Source organism: Micromonospora sp. NPDC049523, from assembly GCF_040676775.1.
Taxonomy (GTDB): domain Bacteria; phylum Actinomycetota; class Actinomycetes; order Mycobacteriales; family Micromonosporaceae; genus Micromonospora_G.
The window spans coordinates 135,572-155,761 of the sequence record NZ_JBFAPP010000014.1 but is presented as its reverse complement, the minus strand read 5'-3'; the positions used below and the strand labels follow the sequence as shown (position 1 = coordinate 155,761).

The following is a 20,190-nucleotide window of genomic DNA, read 5'->3' as shown; positions in this document are numbered from 1 at the left end:
CGCCAGTCCAGGTCAGGCCGCGGGGGTGGCCTGCGCGGACGCGTCGACCGGCACGGTGGCCCGGCGTTCGAGGACGCCACCGCGCAGGTGCAGTTCGATCATGTCGAAGAGGATCTGCCGGGCGTACGGGTCGTCGTCGCCGATCGCCGTACCGTCGGTTCTGGCGATCACGCAGTAGACCAGGAAGTGCCCGCGTACGTGCCAGCCGACCTGCGCGGAGGCGAGGGTGACCGCCTCGGTTCCCTTGTCCGCGGCGAGGCCCTGGAACCGGCCCTTGCCACCGTCCACGATCACTTTGATCTTCTGGTGCGCCCACTCGGCGCCGGTGGCGTCCGCCAGGTTGAACACGCCCGCCGTGACCAGGTGGTTCCCGGTCGGCGAGCGGAGCGTCCCGCGTACGACCTGGTCGCAGCCCAGATCGGCGAGCAGGGTGTTGATCTCACCGGTGGCGGCGCTGGCGCAGTCGGTGGCGGTTTGCGTCCTGAGCACCTGGTACGCGGGCTCCGCCGGGTTGATGACGATCTGCTGGGCCGGGAACACCTCCGACTCGGTCAGCGGCGCCGGGTCGACGGTTCGCGAGCTGATGTCCCGGGGTTGCGCGGTCGGCCGCGACGAATCCGCCGAATCTCGCCCTGCCCGCCCCTGCCGTTCGTCCGCGATGATGAAGAAGGAGCCGAGCCCGCAGACGGCGAGCAGCACCAGCACGCCGAGGCCACCGATCACCCACTGCCAGGTGCGTTTCGGGTCGCGGGTCGCCACCACCGGAAGGGCCCCACTGCCCCCGGTCCGTACGAGCACCATGGCCGAGCCGGGCCGGACGACCAGCGAGGTGCCGATCGGCGGCCGTTCCGCGTCCGGTGCCCCCGGCGGCCTGCCCAGCGGCGGGCGCGCACCGGAAGGTGGCGGGCCAACATTCGCCCCGGAGCCGGAGCCGGCCGGCGTCGGGGTGCCGGGGAGGTTCGGTAGGTGCGGGAGCTTCGGCACCGCGGGCGCGGGGAAGCGCGAGGACGGTCGCGGTGGCTCGCCGCCCTCCGGGCCCGGCCGAGCCGGCGATGCCCGGTCCGGTGCGGGACGCAGCGGTGCCCGCTGCACCGGCGGGCGGGCCGTGATCGGGTCCGGAGCTGGTCCGTACGCGGCCTGTCCCGGTGCCGGTAGGCGATCGCGGGCCGGTTGGAGCGAAGGCTGGTCGAAGGGCTCCGGCTGTCGGGCCGGACCCGCCGGCACCCGGGATCGGGCCACGGCCGGACGTTGGGCGGGCACGGGTGCCGACCCGGACGTCTCCGCCCGCTGGACGGGCGCGGGCGCCGGACGCGGTGGGGGTGCCGTCGGCCCGGCTGTCTCCCGACCCCGATCGGGCGCAACCAGCGGTGGGGGGTCCAGCGGGCGGCGGCTCGGCGGCGCCGGAGGTTGGGCCGCGAGTGGGCGCTGGGCCGGCCGGGGAAGTGGTGGGCCGACCGGTCGGGTACCCCGTCCGTCCGTCCCCGACCCGATGCGGGGTGCACCGTACGGCTCGTCGGTTGCCGACCGGGGATCGCCCGCCGCCGCCCGGCGCGGGTCGGCCTGCGCCGGGCGCAACCCCGGGCTCGGGGCGGGTGGGATCGGGCGCCCCGATGCCGAGGCGGATCGGGAGTGCGGAGGTACGGCCGGGCTCGGCGAATCGGCGCGGCTTCCCGGTGACGGCTGCCGACCCGGCCCGGCGATGGCCCAGGGGTTGCCACCGGCCATGCCGGCGGACCCTGCCGGATAGCCGCTCGGCCGCACGGTGCCGGGGCTCGGCGTCTCCCGTTCCGGCGCACGCGGCCGAGGCGGACGCTCCGCCGGTCGAGGTCCACGGTCGGCCGGGCGTGGGGGAAGGTCTGCCGGTCGAGGTCCACGGTCCGCCGGGCGTGGGGAAGGCTCCGTGGGGCGAGATCCACGGTCCGCGGGTCGTGGTGGAAGTTCGGCAGGTCGAGGGGTCCGGTCCGTGGGCCGGGCCGGACGTTCCACGGACCAAGGTGCACCCTCCGCAGGGCGAGGTGCGCGGTCCGCAGGCCAGGCTGGACGGTCTGCGGTCCGCGGCGCACGCTCCGCAGGGCGGGGTGCGCGGTCTGCGGGCCAGGGCGGACGCTCACCGGGCCCGGGCGGACGCTCCACGGGCCGGGGTGCGCCCTCCGGCGGCCGGGCTGTACCGGGCACCGGCCAGTTGGACCGGCCGGCCGGAAAGCCCGAGGTCGGGTTCGGTGTCGGTGGGTCGAGCGAGGCCGAGGGCTCCCGGTCCTCCGCACTGTGACGGTGTCCGCCGACAGCGCCGCGAGGGGCTGGCGGTCGGGGCCGGCGGGTGGCTGGTTCGACCCTGGCCGGATCACGGTCGGGCGGCGGGGGCCACCCGCCGGAGCCCGATCCACGACCGTCCGTCATGTCGCTCAGGGTAGTGGGAAGCACCCATTTGGCGCCTCTACCCATGAATCACGCCAGGTGAAAGACGAGACATTCGGGCAGGAACCTCCACGGGTACGGAGGCACGACCACGCCTGCGACGTGAAAACAGCGGTACGCGAGAATGCGATGCGTGACCGGCGACCACTACTTCACCGCCCAACCCGGTACCGCCTCCGACCGTCGGGAGATCGAGTTCTCCGCCGCTGGGCGGGACTACTCGTTGGTCTCGGCCGGCGGCGTCTTTTCCGCCGCTCGGCTGGACCCCGGCACGGCCGTACTCCTGCGCAAGGCTGACCTGCCCGAGCCCGGCACCGGCGGTCCGCTGCTCGACCTGGGCTGCGGCTACGGGCCGATCGCCTGCGTGCTGGCGACCGAGGCGCCCGCGGCCACCGTCTGGGCGGTCGACGTCAACGCGCGAGCCCGCGAACTGACCGGCGCGAACGCCGTACGGATCGGTGCCGCCGACCGGATCCGGGTGGCCGCCCCCGACGAGGTGCCCGACGACGTCACGTTCGCCGAGATCTGGTCCAACCCGCCGATCCGGATCGGCAAGGCCGAACTGCACACGATGCTCGCCCGTTGGCTGCCCCGGCTCGCCCCGGACGGTGTCGGCTGGCTCGTGGTGGGCCGGCACCTCGGCGGCGACTCGCTGCACCGCTGGCTGACCGAACAGGGCTGGCAGGTGGACCGCCCGGCCAGCCAGAAGGGCTACCGGGTGCTCCGGATCACGCGGTGAAATCCGGTACCGCCCAAGCCGAACGACAAGGCAGGATGCCCGCGTGGGTTACATAGACGTGGCCGGGGTCGGCTACACCCTGCCGGACGGCCGGGAACTTTTCGCCGACGTGTCGTTCCGGGTCGGCGAGGGCGCCAAGGTGGCCCTGGTCGGCCCGAACGGCGCCGGCAAGACCACCCTGTTGCGGATGGTCGCCGGTGACCTGCCCACCCCGACCGGTGGCATCGCCCGCTTCGGCGGCCTGGGCGTGATGCGCCAGTTCATCGGCATGATCGGCGACGAGTCGACGCTGTACGACCTCGCCCTGTCCATCTCGGCGCCCGGGCTGCGTACGGCCGGGGCCCGGCTCGCCGCCGCCGAGGAGGCGCTGCACGCCGCCGAGGTACGCGGCAAGTTCAGCACCGCGGCGGGCAAGGCCCAACTCGCGTACGCGGACGCGCTGGGCGCCTGGGGCGAGGCCGGCGGGTACGACGCCGAGGTGCTCTTCGACACCGTCTCCACCATCGTGCTCGGCCTGCCCTGGGAGACGAGCCGGACCCGTCCGGTACGGACCCTCTCCGGTGGGCAGCAAAAGCGGTTCGCGCTGGAGATCCTGCTCCGGGGCGGCGACGAGGTGCTACTCCTCGACGAGCCGGACAACTTCCTCGACGTACCCGGGAAGCGGTGGTTGGAGGGGCGGCTTCGGGAGTCGACGAAGTCGGTGCTCTACGTGTCGCACGACCGGGAACTGCTGGCCCAGACCTCGGACCGGGTGGTCGCCGTCGAGGGCGGCAGCGCCTGGGTGCATCCGGGCGGCTTCGGTAGTTGGCACGAGGCCCGGGTCAACCGGCACGCCCGCCTCGACGAGCTGCGCCGTCGCTGGGACGAGGAGCACCAGAAGCTGCGCGAGCTGATGCTGATGTACAAGCAGAAGGCGGCGTACAACGACGGGCTGGCCTCGCGTTACCAGGCCGCGCAGACCCGCCTGCGCAAGTTCGAGGAGGCCGGTCCGCCGCCCGTACCGCCGAAGGACCAGGACATCCGGATGCGGCTGTCCGGTGGCCGTACCGCCAAGCGCGCGGTGATCTGCGAGCAGTTGGAACTGGACGGTCTGACGTACCCGTTCGACCTGGAACTCTGGTACGGCGACCGGGTCGCCGTCCTCGGCGCCAACGGCACCGGGAAGTCGCACTTCCTGCGGCTGCTCGCCCGCGGCGGCACCGACCCGGAGCCGGCCAACGGTCCGGTCGACGGCGGGCACCTGCTGACGCCGGTCAACCACGCCGGGGTGGCCCGGCTCGGTGCCCGGGTCCGGCCGGGTCACTTCTCGCAGACCCACGACCGCCCGGAACTGATGGGCAAGACCCTGGTCGAGATCCTCTGGCGGGGCGACGACCACCGGTCCGGGATGGACCGGCACGCGGCCATGGCATCGCTGAGCCGGTACGAGCTCGCCGCCCAGGGTGACCAGCGGTTCGGCACCCTCTCCGGCGGACAGCAGGCCCGGTTCCTGGTCCTGCTGCTCGAACTATCCGGCGCCACCCTGCTGCTGCTCGACGAACCGACCGACAACCTGGACCTGGCTTCGGCGGAGGCGCTCGAAGAGGGGCTGAAGGCGTTCGACGGCACGGTGATCGCGGTCACTCACGACCGCTGGTTCACCCGGTCGTTCGAGCGGTTCGTGCTCTTCGGCGCCGACAACGAGGTCACCGAGACCCCCGAACCCGTCTGGGACGTCGGCTGAGTGTGCGGAAGGCCCTTCCCAGCCACGAAGGGCTTTCCTCACACGTGGTTGATGCCACCCCGGACGGGCGCGGGCATAGGGTTGATCACGTGACTGAGATGACCTTTCGCCGGCTGGGCGACTCCGGACTCGTGGTGTCCGTCGTCGGAGTCGGCTGCAACAACTTCGGCCGCAAGCTGGACACGCAGGGCACCCGTGCGGTGGTGGACGCGGCCCTGGATGCCGGGATCAACTTCTTCGACACCGCCGACATCTACGGCGAGCCGAAGGGCGCATCCGAGGAGCAGCTCGGCGCCGCGCTGAAGGGCCGGCGCGACGACGTCGTACTGGCCACCAAGTTCGGCATGGACATGCTCGGCGCCAACGGCCCGGACCACGGGGCGCGGGGCGCCCGCCGCTACATCAACCGCGCGGTCGAGGGGTCGCTGCGCCGGCTCGGCACCGACCACATCGACCTCTACCAGCTGCACGAGGTCGATCCCGGCACCCCGATCGAGGAGACGCTGAGCGCGCTCGACGACCTGGTCCGGGCGGGCAAGGTGCGCTACCTGGGCAACTCCAACTTCTCCGGTTGGCAGATCGCGGACGCGGCGTGGGTGGCCCGTACCCGGGGCTACGCGCCGTTCATCAGCGCGCAGAACCAGTACAGCCTGGTGGAGCGGCACGTCGAGACCGAGATCGCGCCGGCCGCGGAACGTTTCGGCCTCGGCCTGCTGCCGTTCTTCCCGCTCGCCAACGGCCTGCTCACCGGCAAGTACAAGCGGGGTGAGGCGCCGCCGGCCGGCAGCCGGCTCTCCGGCGGCGGACGGTACGCCGACCGCCTGGCCGCCGCACCCTGGGACACCATCGAGGCGATCGAGAAGTACGCCGCCGAGCGTGACCTGACCCCGTTGCAGGTGGCGATCGGCGGCCTGGCCGCCCAGCCCGCGGTCAGCTCGGTGATCGCCGGAGCCACCACCCCCGACCAGGTACGGGCGAACGCCGCCGCCGGCCAATGGCAGCCCTCGGCCGACGACCTGGCGGCGCTGCGCGCCATCCTCTGACCCGAGCAGCGGTTTTCCCCAGCGGGGTCCGGAGCCAGCCGCTCCGGACCCCGTACGGCTGTCTGTGGGGTCAGCCGAGCCGGTTGCGGCGGGCCGCCGCGACGAAGGAGGCCCAGGCGGTGGCGGCGAACGCGAGCACCGGCCCGTCGAGGTCCTTCGAGTCGCGTACGCCGACGACCGTGGTGGGGCCGGCGGATGCGCTGTCCAGCGCACCGAGGTCGGCCACCTCGACGCAGTTCGCGTTCGAGCCGCTCCGGCTCGACCTGCGCCAGACTGCCCCGGACAGCTGCGTACCGGTCATCGCGGTCTCACTTCCGCTCGTACTCGCTGGCGACCCGAGCGATGAAGTTTACCGATGCGACCGGGCTCAACGCGGCTTCCGCGAGCCGTACCGCCTCCCGCCGGAAGAACTCGACCTGGTGCCGGTCCTCCAGGAACAGCCCGGTCAGCTTGTGGTCGAGGTAGACCACTGACCGGTTGCGCGGGAAGTCGAGCAGCGCGAAGGCACCGTCGAGGCCGGTGTGCGCGCCGGCGGCGAGCGGCACCACCCGGAGGGTGATGTTCGGCCGTTCGCTGGCCGTGACCAGGTGCCGTAGCTGGCGGGCCATCACCTGCGGGCCGCCGACCGGGCGGCGCAGGGCGGCCTCGTCGATCAGGGCGTGCAGCGCCGGTGGGGTGTCGCGGGTGAGGATCGCCTGCCGGGCCAGCCGGGCGGCGATCCGCGGCTGGGTGTCGACCTTCCGGACACCGCACGACTCCATCACCGCGCGGGTGTAGTCCGGGGTCTGCAGCAGGCCCGGTACGAGCAGCGGTTCGCAGCCGATGATGGTGGTCGCCTCGGCTTCGAGGTGGATCAGCGTGCGCGACTCGGCGGAGAGCCCGGCCGCCGCCTCCCACCAGCCGGGCTCGGCGGCCCGTTCGACCTGGCGCAGCAGGGCTGCCCGTTCGTCGCCGGTGACCCGGTAGACGACCAGCAGGGCGGCGGCTTCCTCGGTGCGTACCTGCTGGCGGCCGTGTTCGAGGCGGGACAGTCGGGACTGCGGCCAGTCGAGTTCGGCGGCGACCTCGCGCAGGCTCAGCTTCCGGCGTACGCGTAGTTCGCGGAGCTGGCCGCCGACGTTGCGGCCGGCGACAGCGGGCTGGGTGCGGCGGGACACGACGCTCAACTGTTGCGGTTGCGGGCGAGCAGTACGGCCGAGCCGGCGGCGGCGAGCAGCAGCGCGCCGCCGATCAGCCACCACACGCCGGTACTCAGCCCGGACTCCTTCGGCAGTGCGACCGGGTTGCTGGGTACCGGCCTCGGTGCGGTCTGTTCGGCCTTGGCCTCGACCGTGGCGACCGCCTCGGCGGGGTTCGGTGCGGGTGCGGTGACCGTGACCTGCCAGCGGCCGGGGGAGAGGATCGGTCCGGTGGTGTAGAAACCCTGGCCCTCACCGGAGGGTTCGAGCTGGATCGGCCCGACGGTGTCGCCGGATCCGCCTTTCGCGGTGAGCACCAGCCGGATCACGGACTCGAGCTGGTGGCCGTCGGCGTAGCTGGCCCGGATGGTCACCCCGGTGGCGCCGTCGCCGGCCACCTGGAGGTCGAGCTTGCCGTCGCGCGCCGCCGCCGGCATCGCCGGCAGTAGGAGCATCGGTACGAGGGCCAGCGCGGCGAGCAGTACTCGCAGGGGTCGCATCAGAGTTCCTTTCGGCGCGCCGGACACCCGTACGGTGCCGCGGGATGGGTTCCAGTGTGTCGGCTGGGAGCGGCCCGGCGGCAGGGGCTGTGCGGTCGCGAATTGGTACGGAGGGACTGGGTGGCGCCCGGGTGCGGTGGTGCCGGGGGTACGCCGGGGCGGCCGGCCTGGTTGGCCGGCCGCCCCGGGTCTGGTGCGGTTACTGTTTTTCGCTACGGGGTGGTTAGAGCTTGCCGCCCTGCTTGATCCGGGTCGGGTCCTCGGCGAGGCGTCCCGTTCCTTGGACGGACTTGTCGGCGTTGGCCTTCACGCCCGCCTTGGTGGCGGCGCCACCGAGCCGGACGATCATGGCGTCCGCGTCCCTGGTCAGTACGTCGCGGACATCCGCGTCGGTGACCAGGGTGGTGTCGGCGACAAGCTCCTTGTACGCGGTCAACTGCTGCACCGCCCGCTTGTCGTTGCCGGCGGCCTCCGAGTCGCGGACCGCAGTCAGCTTGTTGGTCAGCTGCTTGTGGGCCTTGGTGGAGAGCCGGTTGGTGGCCTTGAACCGGTCCTGCAGGTTCTGCATGTCCCGGAACGAGGTGGTGACGAAGAACCGTACCGACGAGGTCGTGGTGTTGCCGGCCTTGTCGGTCGCGGTGACGGTCAGCTCGTGCAGCCCCAGCGACAGGTCGTAGAGCGCCTGCAGCGTGTTGTTGGCGTACGGCTGGCCGTCCAGGGTGCCGATGGTGGCTTCCAGACCGGAGGTCGGGTCGACCGCCTGCCAGGAGACCCGGACGTCGGCACTGTCGCCGTAGAGCTGGCCGTCGGCGAGACCGGAGACCAGCACGGTGGGCTTGGTGCCGTCGATCTTGAGCAGCGCCGACTTCAGCGTCTCCTCGTTGCCGGCCGCGTCGGTGGCCCGGTACAGCAACTCGTGCTGCCCGTCGCCGCTGACGCTGACCGCCGTGGTGTACGGCGTCCAGGCGCCGCCGTCCAGGGAGTACTCCAGCTTGCTGACCCCGGCACCCGCGTCGGTCGCGGCGAGCGTCACCGGGATCGTCCCGGCGTGCCAACCGCTGTCGCTCGGGGGCGCGAAGGTCGCCGAGGTGACCGGCGCGGTCGCGTCGATCTTCACGTCGACGGTCTTCGTCTCCTCGACGTTGCCGGCCTCGTCCGTGGAGCGGAAGCGGACCTGGTGGGCGCCGTCACCGGAGACCAGGATCGGCTCGGTGTAGGCGGTCCAGGTGGTGCCCGCGTCGAGCTGGTACTCGGTGCTCGCCACTCCGCTGCCACCGGTGTTGTCGGTGGCGGTCAGGGTGACCGTGGTGGCGGCGTTGTACCAGCCGCCGGTCGGCGTACCGGCCACTGCCGCGGTGGTCACCGGTGCGGTCGGGTCGTCGACCGCGGTGCTCACCCGGAAGTAGTCGAACGTCGCCGGCTTCGACGCCTGCTGTGCCGCACCGAGGGTGAACAGGCCGAACTTGGGCGTGGCGCCCACGGCCGCGTTGGTCAGGCTCCCCAACGACGTCCATTCGGTCCCGTCGGCCGAGTACGACGCGGTGTACGTGTCGCCGGCCTTGGCCAACCGCAGGTGCCAGATGCCCTGGGTCAGGTTCGACCCGTTTGGCTGCGGGTCCTGCACCACGGAACCGATCTCGCTGCGGAACTCGATCCGCCGGGTCACCGGCTGACCGGCCGCGTTGTCCGCGATGTAGTCCAGCTTCAGGTAGTTGTCGTCGTCGGCGTAGACGAGGAGACCGCCCTGCTGGTACTGCTCGTTGAACTGGCTGCCGTCGATCTTGGTTTCGATCGTCCAGTCACCGGCCGGCGCGTTCTGCAGGATGAAGTTCGGCGGCGGGGTGCCGCCGCCCTGGTAGATGTCGCCGTTCGGTACGTCGATCTGCAGGCCGCCACCGGTCACCCGGTAACCGGTCGGGTCTTCCCGGACGATCGCGTTCCACTTGCACTTGTCCAGGCTGGTACCGGTGAACTCGTCGGACGGCACGACCGGCCCGGCCGGCTCGTCCGGGCTGAGCTGGAACCAGTCGAACTTGGCGTCGTTCACCGAGGCGGTGGTGTTGCCGTTCAGCGCGAACAGACCCACCTTCGGGTTCTCGATGCCGGCCAGCGCGGCCGACCGACCCACCGGGGTGAACGTCTGACCGTCGGCCGAGAAGGCCCCGGTCAGGTTGGTGCCGTCGCTGCTCAGCCGGACGTAGAACGTGTCGCCCAGCCCGGCCGGTACGGCGATCCCGTCGGCGGCCTCGTTGCGCGGCGTGCCGGCGGTCTCCCGGATGAACTCGAACTTGCGGCCGTCCGAGTAGAGCAGGTCGAGCTTGGCGTAGTTCGCGTCATCGCCGTAGACGATCAGACCGGCCTGGTGGTAGTTGCCGGTCGCGCTCAGCGTCACCTTGGTGGTCGCCTGCCAGGCACCGCTCGGGGCGGGCTGGAGCACCACGTTGGTGGCGTTGTTCGTGGCGCCGTACAGGTCGCCGACCGCGGTCGGCAGGACCAGGCTGCCGTCGCTGACCGAGTAGAGCTGGTTCTCCCGGATGACGGTCGACCAGCGCGACTTGTCCAGCGAGGTGCCGGTGAAGTCGTCCGAGCGCGCCCCGAAGCAGGACGTGTTCGGCGCGGTCACCTGCACCGGTACGTAGACGCTCGTGGAGGCACCACGCGCGTCGGTCACCGTCAGGGTGGCGGTGAAGTTGCCCGGGACGGTGTAGGTGTGGCTGGCGTTGGCGGTGTTCGCCGTGCCGCCGTCACCGAAGTCCCAGGCGTAGGTGAACGGGGCGTCGTTCTCCGGGTCGGTGGCCGTACCGCTGAAGGCGACCGTCACCGGCGCGACGCCGGCGGTGGGGTTCGCGGAGGCGGTGACCACCGGCGGGGCGTTGTCGGTGACACCCCGACCGAGGAAGTCGGTCCAGTTCACGTTGATGATCGCGCCGGTTCCGGTGGAACCGGTCGGGTTGCGCGCCACGAAGTACAGCGTGCCGCTGCCGGTGCTCGGGGTGGTGATCGTCGCCGGTACGTCGACGAAGGTCTGCCAGCCACCGGTGTTCGGCACCTCGGCGGTGGCGACCAGCGGGCCGTCGACCGCTCCGGTACGGACCTCGATCCGACCGCCGCCACCGGCCGACGAGGCCCGGAAGCGGAGCGAGTCGATGCCGGTCAGGTTCGCCGGCTCGATCGCCCACCAGTCGTCCGGCTCGATGAACCCGATGTTCTCGAATCCACCGGCCGGGTCGGTGGTCGCCTGGCGCTGCACGCCCGGGTCACCACCGCTGGTCGATCCGGCCAGTCGGCCGGTCGAGGTGTAGTACTCGGCCTGCTTGCGCTTCGGCTGGAGCTGCTCGATCGCCCGCCCGGTCAGGGCGTTCGACCCACCGGCGCCGCCACCGTCGGTGTAGACGGCCTCGAAGACACCGAACACGTTCGCCTCGGCGCCGTGCCCGGAGGCCAGCAGCGTCTGGACCGAACCCTCGCAGCCGGTGTACGACTGCAGCGGGTGCGCGTGCTGGTCGTGGCCCAGGTAGTACTGGAGCACCACCCGGTCGCAGTCGATCGTCCCGTCCTCCGGGTCGGTCACGTTGACCTTGTACTTGACCAGGTCGCCCCACTCGAAGAAGCCGCCGTCCGGCGGGAACTCGATGGAGACGGTCGGCGCGGTGTTGCCCACCGTGACCGGTACGTTCGCAACCGCGGTACGCCCCTTGGGGTTGGTGACCGTGAGCTGCGCGTTGTAGTTGCCCGCCGCGGCGTACGTGTGCGCCGGGTTCGGGTCGGTGGAGGTGGCGTTGTCGCCGAAGTTCCAGGCGTACGTCAGCGCGCCACCGTCCGGGTCACGCGACCCGGCGCTGGAGAACTGCACCGCCAGCGGTGCCGGACCCGAGGTGGGTACGGCGTTCGCGACCGCGATCGGCGACCGCTCACCGGCGATGTAGTCGATCCGGTAGATGCCCGAGTTGTCGTTGTTGCCGCCGAAGCCGGTACCCCACTCGATGAGGTACAGCGCACCGTCCGGACCGAACTCGAAGTCCATCGGCCGCAGCATGCTCATGCCGGTCAGCAGCTGGTTGATGTCGACCAGCGACTTGCCGTCGGCACTGACCTGCATGGTGTACATCTTGTTCTGGTTCCACTCGCCGAGCAGCGCCTTGCCGTCGTAGTAGGCCGGCCACTTGCGCTCGGAGTCGAGGTTCTCGTCGTACCGGTAGACCGGGCCGCCCATCGGGGCGCCGCCGCCGCCGATCTCCGGGAACAGCGGGTTGCCGCTGTAGTCGAAGTCGACCGTGGCCGAGATGGCCGGCGGCAGGTTGGTCAGGCCGGTGTTGTTCGGCGAGTTGTTGACCGGCGCCGCGCAGTCGAACTTCGGCCCACTCGGTCCCGACGGGAACGGGTAGTCGTTGTACGCGTAGTTCGCGCCGTGGCAGTACGGCCAGCCGTAGTTGCCCGGTCCGACGATGTTCCACTCGACCGTGCCCTCGGGGCCACGGTTCGGGTTCGCCGCTCCGGCGTCCGGGCCGTAGTCGCCGACGTACAGGGTGTCGGTCTGCGGGTCGATGCCGATCCGGAACGGGTTCCGGAAGCCCATCGCGTAGATCTCGGGCTTGGTCAGCGCGGTGCCGGGTGCGAACAGGTTGCCGGCCGGCACGGTGTAGGTGCCGTCGTCCTCGGGGTGGATCCGGAGCACCTTGCCGCGCAGGTCGTTGGTGTTACCCGACGAACGCTGCGCGTCGAAGTCCTGCCGGCCCGGCCGCTCGTCGATCGGGGTGAAGGAGTCCGACTCGAACGGGTTGGTGTTGTCACCGAGGGCCAGGTACAGGTTGCCCTGGCTGTCGAAGGTGATGCTTCCGCCCGCGTGGCAGCAGGTGTTGCGCTGCGTCGGGACCTGGAGCACGACCTTCTCGGTGGCGGCGTTGACGGTGTCGCCCTCGACCGTGAACCGGGAGAGGTAGTTACGGGCCGCGCCACCGGCGGGTGCGTAGTACACGTACACCCAGTTGTTGGTGGCGAAGTCCGGGTCGAGCTGGATGCCGAGCAGGCCGTCCTCGTTGCCGGTGAAGACCGGCAGCGTGACCGCGGTCACCGTGGTGCCGGTGTCCGGCTTGATGATCTGGATCCGGCCGTCGCGCTCGACGTAGAAGACCCGACCGTCCGGAGCGATGTCCAGCTCCATCGGGTTGTTCGTGTTGCTGTCCAGCGACACCTTCTCGAAGCTGCTGGTCTTGGTCGCGTTGCAGTCGGCCTCGACCACACCGGCGGCGGTCTCGATGCCGCCGAGCAGGTGGGTGAGGAACTCCGGTTCCGCGTACGACTCGTTGGTGTGCCCACCGCCGGTGTACCAGGAACGGCCACCGTCGTACTCCTGGCACCACGCGGTCGGGTGGTCGGCGCCCATCGCGCCGGTGCCCGGCGTGTAGGTGCGCTCGTCCAGGCTGGCCAGCACGTGTACGTTCGCGCGCGGGTTGGTCCGGAAGTTGTACCACTCGTCGAAGCGGGACCACTGGGCCGGCAGGCCGGCGGTGGACGGGTGCCCCGGGTCCTCGACCTTGACCGTGGCCTGCTGGTTCGCCGGGTGCGCGTTGAAGTACGCGCCGACCAGGCTGCCGTACCACGGCCAGTTGTACTCGGTGTCCGAGGCGGCGTGGATACCGACGTACCCGCCACCGGCCTCGATGTAGCGCTCGAACGCCGCCTGCTGGGTGTCGTCGAGCACGTCACCGGTGGTGGAGAGCCAGATCACCGCCTTGTACTGGGCGAGGTTGGCGTCGGTGAACGCGGCACCGTCCTCGGTCGCGGTGACGGAGAACCCGTTCGCCGTGCCGAGCTGCTGGATCGCGGCGATGCCGGAGGGGATGGAGCCGTGCCGGAACCCGGCGGTCTTCGAGAAGACCAGGACGGAGTACGGGTCCGCCGCGGCTGCGGCAGGTGCCGCCTGTGCGGCGCTCGGGGCTGCTACGAGTGCGGCCGCCGTCGAGGTGACGGCGACCGCGAGACTCAGCAGCGCATGGCTGAGGGCGCCGCGCAGCGCGCGGCGCGGGCGAGGTCTTGACACGAAGGATCTCCTTCGTCCGATGAGGACAACGGGGGATCCCCGGCCGGCTCGCCGAAGACCGGTTCGGGGGTGGTGGGTTTCGGCTGCGTGGCCCGCCGTGGCCGTGCAGTCGAAATTTGTCTTGTCGCTGAACAAATTAATGCTGGTCAGCGTTGGGCGGGCAATACAGCAACAAGCCAAATCGGGTAACGGTTGGGTAACCGAGGTGGATCTTCCGGATAGGACAGACAAAACCCTTGGGTGTTCGGGGTCACCTCCACCGCTCGCGGCGGGCCGCTGTGACGTGCGACCCCCTTGGCGGATCGGGTTCGTCGTCGTAGTGTGGTCGACAAGTAACCCACGGGAGTCCGGTGTACCGGGCTGAGAGGGGGGCTGACACAGCCCCCGACCGTCGAACCTGATCCGGGTAATGCCGGCGCAGGGAGGAGTTTGCCGTGCCCGTACTGGGACGTTTGCATCTCGTCACCGACACCCGTACCGGGCGTGATCCCGTCGCCACGGTACGTGCGGCGCTGGCCGTTGCCGGGCCACAACTCGTGGTCCAGGTACGCGTCGAGGACGACGCCACCGACCGCGACGCGTACGACCTGGCCCGGCGCGTGGTCGACCTCTGTACGCCGTTCGGCGCGACCTGCCTGGTCAACGACCGGCTGCACGTCGCCCTCGCCGCGTACGCCGCCGGTGGCCACGTCGGTGCGCTCGACCTGCCCGTCGACGCCGCCCGACGAGTGCTCGGGCCGAACGCGGTGCTCGGCGCCACCGCCCGCGCACCCGACCCGGCCCGCGACGCGGTGGCGGCCGGCGCCAGCTACCTCGGCGTCGGGCCCTGTTACGCCACCACCACCAAGGACGGGCTGCCGGAACCGATCGGCCCGGCCGGCATCGCGCTGGTGGCCGAGGCGGTCGACGTACCGGTCATCGCGATCGGCGGGGTGACCGCCGCGCGGGTGCCGGAACTGCTGGCCGCGGGCGCGTACGGGGTGGCCGTGGTCGGCGCCATCTGTGCCGCCGTCGACCCCGCCCGAGCCACCACCGAACTGCTCGCCGCGCTGACCCGCACCGGGGCGCCGGCATGCTAGGCGGGGGCCCGTACCCGACGGGATCCGACCACAAGGGGCCCTTCCTCACCGCCCGGCGGGCGGACGTGGCGGTGGTCGGAGCGGGGCCGATCGGGCTCGGCATCGCCTGGCTGGCCGCGCTGCGCGGGATGCGGGTGCTGCTGCACGACCCGGATCCCGGCAGCGGGGCGTCCGGTGTCGCCGCCGGCATGCTCTCCCCAGTCGCCGAGGCGTCCTTCGGCGAGCAGGCGCTGACCCGGCTGTTGCTGGACTCGGCCGCCCGCTGGCCGGACTTCGCCGCCGAGGTCGCGGCGGCGGCCGGGCTGACCGGGATCGCCGAACTCGGCTACCGCACCGAGGGCACGCTGGTGATCGGGCGCACCGCCGACGACCTGGCCGAGGCCCGCCGGCTCTGGGCGTACCAGCAGGGACTCGGACTGCCGATCACCGCACTGGACGCGACCGAGCTGCACGACCGCGAACCCTTGCTCGCACCACGGGTACGCGGCGGCGCGCACGCCCCCGACGACCACCAGGTGGATCCGCGCCGACTCGTCGCCGCCCTGCGGATCGCGGCGGTACGGGCCGGGGTGGTGTTCGTGCCGGCCACCGTGCACGACCTCGCCGAACTGGACGCCGGCACCATCGTGGTGGCCGCCGGCTGCGGAGCCGCCGGCCTGACCGGGCTGCCGATCCGGCCGGTGAAGGGGCAGATCCTCCGGCTGCGCGCACCCGGCGGCGAGCCGCCCGGCTTCCGGCACGTGATCCGGGGCTACAACGACGGCCGCTCGGTCTACCTGGTGCCCCGGCTCGACGGCGAGGTGGTGGTCGGCGCCACCGTCGAGGAACGCATCGACACCACGGTCACCGCCGGTGGCGTACTGGAACTGCTCCGGGCCGCGACCGACCTGGTGCCCGAACTCGCCGAGTACGAACTCGCCGAGGCCACCGCCGGCCACCGCCCCGGTACGCCGGACAACGCGCCGGTGATCGGCCGGCTGGCGGACCGCCCCGACGTGGTCGTGGCGACCGGGCACTACCGGCACGGCATCCTGCTCACCCCGGTGACCGCACAACTCGTCGTCGACCTGCTCACCGGCGGGGTGGCCGGTCCGGCGCTGGCACCTTTCACCCCGGACCGGTTCACCCGGACCGGGCACACCTCGGTGAGGGAGGAGATCCGGTGACCGGAGAGGGCGGGATTTCGGTGGAACTGACCGTGAACGGGACGGACCACAGTCTGCCCGGCGGGATGACCGTGGCGGAACTGGTCGCCACCGTCACCGGCCAGACCCGCGGCGTGGCCGTCGCGGTCAACGGCGAGGTCGTACCCCGGGCCGGCTGGCCGGCGGCGGTGCTGAACTCCGGCGACCGGGTCGAGGTGCTGACCGCGGCCCAGGGCGGGTGAGCGGGGTGTCCGAAGTGGACCTGGATACCCCCGCCGAGCCGGTCACCGGCCGGTTCGAGCTGGGCGGGGTGTCGTTCGCCTCACGGCTGATCCTCGGCACCGGCGGAGCCGCCAACCTGCACGTACTCGAACAGGCGATCAGGGCCAGCGGCACCGAACTGGTCACCGTCGCGCTGCGCCGGGTGGACACCGCCGCGACCATGCACGGCGGGCTGCTGGACGTACTCGAACGATGTGGCGTACGGCTGCTGCCGAACACCGCCGGCTGTTACACCGCCGCCGAGGCGGTCAAGGTCGCCCGGCTGGCCCGCGAGGCGTTCGACACCTCGTGGGTGAAGCTGGAGGTGATCGGGGACGACCGGACCCTGCTGCCGGACGCGGTCGAGCTGCTGCACGCCGCGGACCAGCTCGTCGCGGACGGGTTCACGGTGCTGCCGTACACCAGCGACGACCCGGTGCTCGCCCGCCGGCTCGCCGAGGCCGGCTGCGCGGCGGTGATGCCGGCCGGCGCCCCGATCGGCTCGGGGCTCGGCATCGGCAACCCGCACCACATCCGACTGATCCGGCAGAGCGTCGACGTCCCGGTCATCCTCGACGCCGGGATCGGCACCGCCTCCGACGCCGCACTCGCCATGGAACTCGGCTGCGACGGGGTGCTGCTGGCCAGCGCGGTGACCCGGGCCGCCGAACCGGCGCGGATGGCAACCGCGATGCGGTACGCCGTCGAGGCGGGCTGGCTCGCCGCCCGTTCCGGCCGGATCCCCCGACGGTTCCACGCGCTGGCCTCCAGTCCCGACGAGGGACGGCCGGAGCTGTGACCGGCCGGCGGCCCGAGATTTCCCCGGAGCCGCGCCGCCCGGACCGTCGTCAGCCGGCCACGCCGCGCCCTCGGACGCCGCGGCCCGGCCCGGACGACGACGGTACGGCGACGCCACGTATGCCGGGCACACCGAGCGGTCTGGTGGTGGTCACCGACCGGTGGCAGACCCACCGGCCACTGCCCGAGGTGATCCGTGCGGCGGTGGACGGTGGTGCCCGCTGGGTGCTGCTTCGGGAGAAGGACCTGCCCCGGGACCAGCGCCTGGCGCTCGCCGAGAGCCTGCGGGAGATCCTCGCGCCGGTCGGCGGAACGCTGCTGGTGGCCGGCCCCGACCCGCTCGGCGGCACCGCCGTGCACCTGCCTGCGGCCGGACCGTACCCGCCGCCCGAATTGCCGCTGGTCGGCCGGTCCTGCCATGACCCGGCCGAGTTGGCGCGACTGTCGACGGAGGACTACGTGACCCTTTCCCCGATCTTCCCGAGCCCGTCCAAGCCCGGGTACGGGCCGCCACTGCACCCGGTCGGCCTGGCGCGGCTGGTCCGGCGTACCCCGGTCCCGGTGCTCGCGCTCGGCGGCGTCACCGGGCCCGACCAGGTCGCCGCCTGCCTCGCCGCCGGTGCGGCCGGGGTGGCGGTGATGGGAGCGGTGATGCGCGCCGACGACCCGGCCGAACTCGTCGCCCGGCTGATCGCCCCGGCGCCCGTCGTGCGGGGGAGCGGACGATGACACCCCCGGTGGCGCTGACCATCGCCGGCTCCGACTCCGGCGCGGGCGCCGGCATCCAGGCCGACCTGAAGGTGTTCGCGGCCCTCGGTGTCTACGGCACCTCCGTGATCACCGCGCTTACCGCGCAGAACACCCACGAGGTACGCGCCGTCCTGCCGACCCCTGCGGACCTGGTCACCGAACAACTCGACGCGGTCCTGTCGGACCTGCCGGTGCTCGCGGTGAAGACCGGGATGCTCGGCACCGAGGAAGTGGCGGACGCGGTGGCGGCACAGGCCCGCGCCGGGCTGCTGCCGCACCTGGTGGTCGATCCGGTGCTCGTCTCGACCAGCGGACACCGGCTCGGCGTGGTCGCCGCGGTGACCCGGCTGCTGCCGTACGCGCTGGTCGCGACGCCGAACCGGGAGGAGGCCGCGGCGATCGTCGGACGCCCGGTGACGACCACCGACGAGATGGTCCGTGCCGCCGCGCAGATCGCCGCCGACGGACCCCGCTACGTGGTGGTCACCGGCGGCGGTGACGACGACGACCGGACCGAGGCGGTGGACGTGTTCTGGACCGGCACGGAGGTGCGGCTGCTCAGCGGCCCGCGCGTGCCCACCCGGAACACGCACGGGACCGGCTGTTCCTTCTCGGCCGCCATCGCCGCGCGGATCGCGCTCGGCGACGCGGTCCCGGACGCGGTCGTCTTCGCCAAGGAGTACGTCGCCCGCGCGCTCGCCGGTGCGCGCGACTGGAAGTTGGGCACCGGCCATGGACCGCTGGACCACTTCGGTTGGTCCCGCTGACAAGCAGGAGGTTGGTTATGCAGGCTCGTCGCAAGGTGTACGTGGAGGGATCGCGGCCGGACATCCGGGTCCCGTTCGCAGAGGTGGAACTGGCCGGGGACAACCCGCCGGTCCGGTTGTACGACACCTCCGGGCCGGGCAGCGACCCGGAGGTCGGCCTGCCGGCGCTGCGTGGCCCGTGGATCGCCGAGCGCGGTGACGTTGCGCCGGTACGCGGTGCCGGCACCCCGCTCGCCGGCACCGACGGCCGGCGGCCGACCCAGCTCGCGTACGCGCGGGCCGGGATCGTCACGCCGGAGATGGAGTTCGTGGCGGTACGCGAAGGGGTGCCGAGCGAGGTCGTGCGGGACGAGATCGCCGCCGGCCGGGCGGTGCTGCCGCTCAACGTCAACCACCCCGAGGTGGAGCCGGCGATCATCGGTAAGCGCTTCCTGGTCAAGGTGAACGCCAACATCGGCACCTCGGCGGTGACCTCGTCGGTCGCCGAGGAGGTGGAGAAGCTCACCTGGGCCACCCGCTGGGGTGCGGACACGGTGATGGACCTCTCCACCGGTAAGCGGATCCACGAGACCCGCGAGGCGATCGTCCGCAACTCCCCGGTGCCGATCGGTACGGTGCCGATCTACCAGGCACTGGAGAAGGTCGGCGGCGATCCGGTGAAACTCTCCTGGGAGGTGTTCCGGGAAACCGTGATCGAGCAGGCCGAGCAGGGCGTCGACTACATGACCGTGCACGCCGGTGTGCTGATGCGTTACGTGCCGTTGGCCGTGGAGCGGGTCACCGGCATCGTCTCCCGGGGCGGCTCGATCATGGCGGCCTGGTGTCTGGCGCACCACGAGGAGAACTTCCTCTACACCAACTTCCGGGAGCTGTGCGAGATCCTGGCCCGCTACGACGTGACCTTCTCCCTGGGTGACGGGCTGCGGCCCGGGTCGATCGCGGACGCCAACGACGAGGCCCAGTTCTCCGAGCTGCGTACGCTCGGCGAGCTGACCAAGATCGCCTGGGAGTACGACGTCCAGGTGATGATCGAGGGCCCCGGTCACGTGCCGATGCACAAGATCAAGGAGAACGTCGACCTCCAGCAGGAGCTGTGCCGGGAAGCGCCGTTCTACACCCTCGGTCCACTTACGACGGACATCGCACCCGCGTACGACCACATCACCTCGGCCATCGGCGCGGCGATGATCGGCATGTTCGGCACCGCCATGCTCTGTTACGTCACCCCGAAGGAACACCTGGGGCTGCCGGACCGGGACGACGTCAAGGCGGGTGTGATCGCGTACAAGATCGCGGCACACGCGGCCGACCTGGCAAAGGGGCATGCCGGTGCACAGGACTGGGACGACGCGCTGTCCAAGGCCCGGTTCGAGTTCCGCTGGGAGGACCAGTTCAACCTGTCGCTCGACCCGGAGACGGCTCGGGCGTACCACGACGCGACCCTGCCTGCGGAGCCGGCGAAGACGGCGCATTTCTGCTCGATGTGCGGCCCGAAGTTCTGCTCCATGAAAATCACCCAGGAGCTGAAGGAGTACGCGGCTCGCGGGATGCAGGACAAGTCGACTGAGTTCGTGGAGTCGGGTGGGAAGGTTTATCTGCCGTTGGCTTGAGTTTTCTTGTTCTGCTGTTGTTGGTGGGGTTGGGCTCGTGTTGTTGGTGGGGTTGGGCTGGTGTTGTTGGTGGGGTTGGGCCCGCCGTGCCCGGCGAGGGCCGTCACGCTTGATCCCCTCGCCGGTCACGGCGGGCCCAACC

15 protein-coding genes and 1 riboswitch are annotated in these 20,190 nt (G+C 71.7%); of the genes, 10 read left to right on the top strand and 5 right to left on the bottom strand.

The features are described from left to right. Positions 1–12 precede the first annotated feature (12 nt). Positions 13–1,239, bottom strand: coding sequence for a hypothetical protein (locus AB0J90_RS22670; RefSeq protein WP_363598820.1), 1,227 nt, complete (start codon positions 1,237–1,239; stop codon positions 13–15). A 1,309-nt stretch (positions 1,240–2,548) separates the two neighbouring features. Between AB0J90_RS22670 and AB0J90_RS22665 the strand changes: the two genes are divergently transcribed. The 3 genes from AB0J90_RS22665 (at position 2,549) to AB0J90_RS22655 (ending at position 5,920) form a co-directional block, all read left to right on the top strand. Further along, entirely contained in the window at positions 2,549–3,154 is a 606-nt protein-coding gene (locus AB0J90_RS22665) for a methyltransferase (RefSeq protein WP_363598818.1), read from the top strand. Between the two features lie 43 nt (positions 3,155–3,197). Continuing rightward, on the top strand, positions 3,198–4,877 hold the full coding sequence (locus AB0J90_RS22660) for an ATP-binding cassette domain-containing protein (protein ID WP_363598816.1): 1,680 nt from the start codon (positions 3,198–3,200) through the stop codon (positions 4,875–4,877). A gap of 98 nt (positions 4,878–4,975) precedes the next feature. Next, a complete protein-coding gene (locus tag AB0J90_RS22655) occupies positions 4,976–5,920 on the top strand; it encodes an aldo/keto reductase (protein ID WP_363598925.1) in 945 nt (314 codons plus the stop codon). A 70-nt stretch (positions 5,921–5,990) separates the two neighbouring features. Here the strand turns inward: AB0J90_RS22655 and AB0J90_RS22650 are convergent, their stop codons facing one another. The 4 genes from AB0J90_RS22650 to AB0J90_RS22635 all read right to left on the bottom strand — a co-directional run bounded on the left by AB0J90_RS22650 (position 5,991) and on the right by AB0J90_RS22635 (position 13,638). Further along, the gene (locus AB0J90_RS22650) at positions 5,991–6,221 is read right to left on the bottom strand and encodes a DUF397 domain-containing protein (RefSeq protein WP_363598814.1); all 231 of its coding nucleotides are present in this window, start codon (positions 6,219–6,221) and stop codon (positions 5,991–5,993) included. Between the two features lie 7 nt (positions 6,222–6,228). Next, entirely contained in the window at positions 6,229–7,077 is an 849-nt protein-coding gene (locus AB0J90_RS22645; protein ID WP_363598812.1) for a helix-turn-helix transcriptional regulator, read from the bottom strand. A 5-nt stretch (positions 7,078–7,082) separates the two neighbouring features. Beyond that, complete coding sequence (locus tag AB0J90_RS22640) at positions 7,083–7,598, bottom strand: hypothetical protein (RefSeq protein WP_363598810.1); 516 nt, start codon at positions 7,596–7,598, stop codon at positions 7,083–7,085. Positions 7,599–7,821: 223 nt separating this feature from the next. Continuing rightward, entirely contained in the window at positions 7,822–13,638 is a 5,817-nt protein-coding gene (locus tag AB0J90_RS22635) for a ThuA domain-containing protein (RefSeq protein ID WP_363598808.1), read from the bottom strand. Positions 13,639–13,967: 329 nt separating this feature from the next. Continuing rightward, a riboswitch (TPP riboswitch) is annotated at positions 13,968–14,080 on the top strand. On the opposite strand from AB0J90_RS22635, the gene thiE reads away from it, so the two are divergent. The 7 genes from thiE (at position 14,073) to thiC (ending at position 20,048) form a co-directional block, all read left to right on the top strand. Then, a complete protein-coding gene (thiE, locus tag AB0J90_RS22630) occupies positions 14,073–14,717 on the top strand; it encodes a thiamine phosphate synthase (protein ID WP_363598806.1) in 645 nt (214 codons plus the stop codon). Its footprint overlaps the riboswitch before it by 8 nt. Before the next feature lie 65 nt (positions 14,718–14,782). Further along, entirely contained in the window at positions 14,783–15,883 is a 1,101-nt protein-coding gene (thiO, locus tag AB0J90_RS22625) for a glycine oxidase ThiO (protein ID WP_363598923.1), read from the top strand. Positions 15,884–15,903: 20 nt separating this feature from the next. After that, positions 15,904–16,104, top strand: a complete 201-nt coding sequence (gene thiS / locus AB0J90_RS22620) for a sulfur carrier protein ThiS (RefSeq protein WP_363598921.1) — start codon at positions 15,904–15,906, stop codon at positions 16,102–16,104. A 20-nt stretch (positions 16,105–16,124) separates the two neighbouring features. Further along, positions 16,125–16,922 (top strand): thiazole synthase, encoded by a 798-nt coding sequence (locus AB0J90_RS22615; protein WP_363598919.1) that lies wholly within the window; start codon positions 16,125–16,127, stop codon positions 16,920–16,922. 119 nt (positions 16,923–17,041) lie between these two features. Next, positions 17,042–17,650, top strand: coding sequence for a thiamine phosphate synthase (locus AB0J90_RS22610; RefSeq protein WP_363598804.1), 609 nt, complete (start codon positions 17,042–17,044; stop codon positions 17,648–17,650). After that, a complete protein-coding gene (thiD, locus tag AB0J90_RS22605) occupies positions 17,647–18,438 on the top strand; it encodes a bifunctional hydroxymethylpyrimidine kinase/phosphomethylpyrimidine kinase (RefSeq protein ID WP_363598802.1) in 792 nt (263 codons plus the stop codon). Before AB0J90_RS22610 ends, thiD begins: the two co-directional genes overlap by 4 nt. A 17-nt stretch (positions 18,439–18,455) precedes the next feature. Beyond that, entirely contained in the window at positions 18,456–20,048 is a 1,593-nt protein-coding gene (gene thiC, locus AB0J90_RS22600) for a phosphomethylpyrimidine synthase ThiC (RefSeq protein ID WP_363598800.1), read from the top strand. Positions 20,049–20,190: the final 142 nt, after the last annotated feature.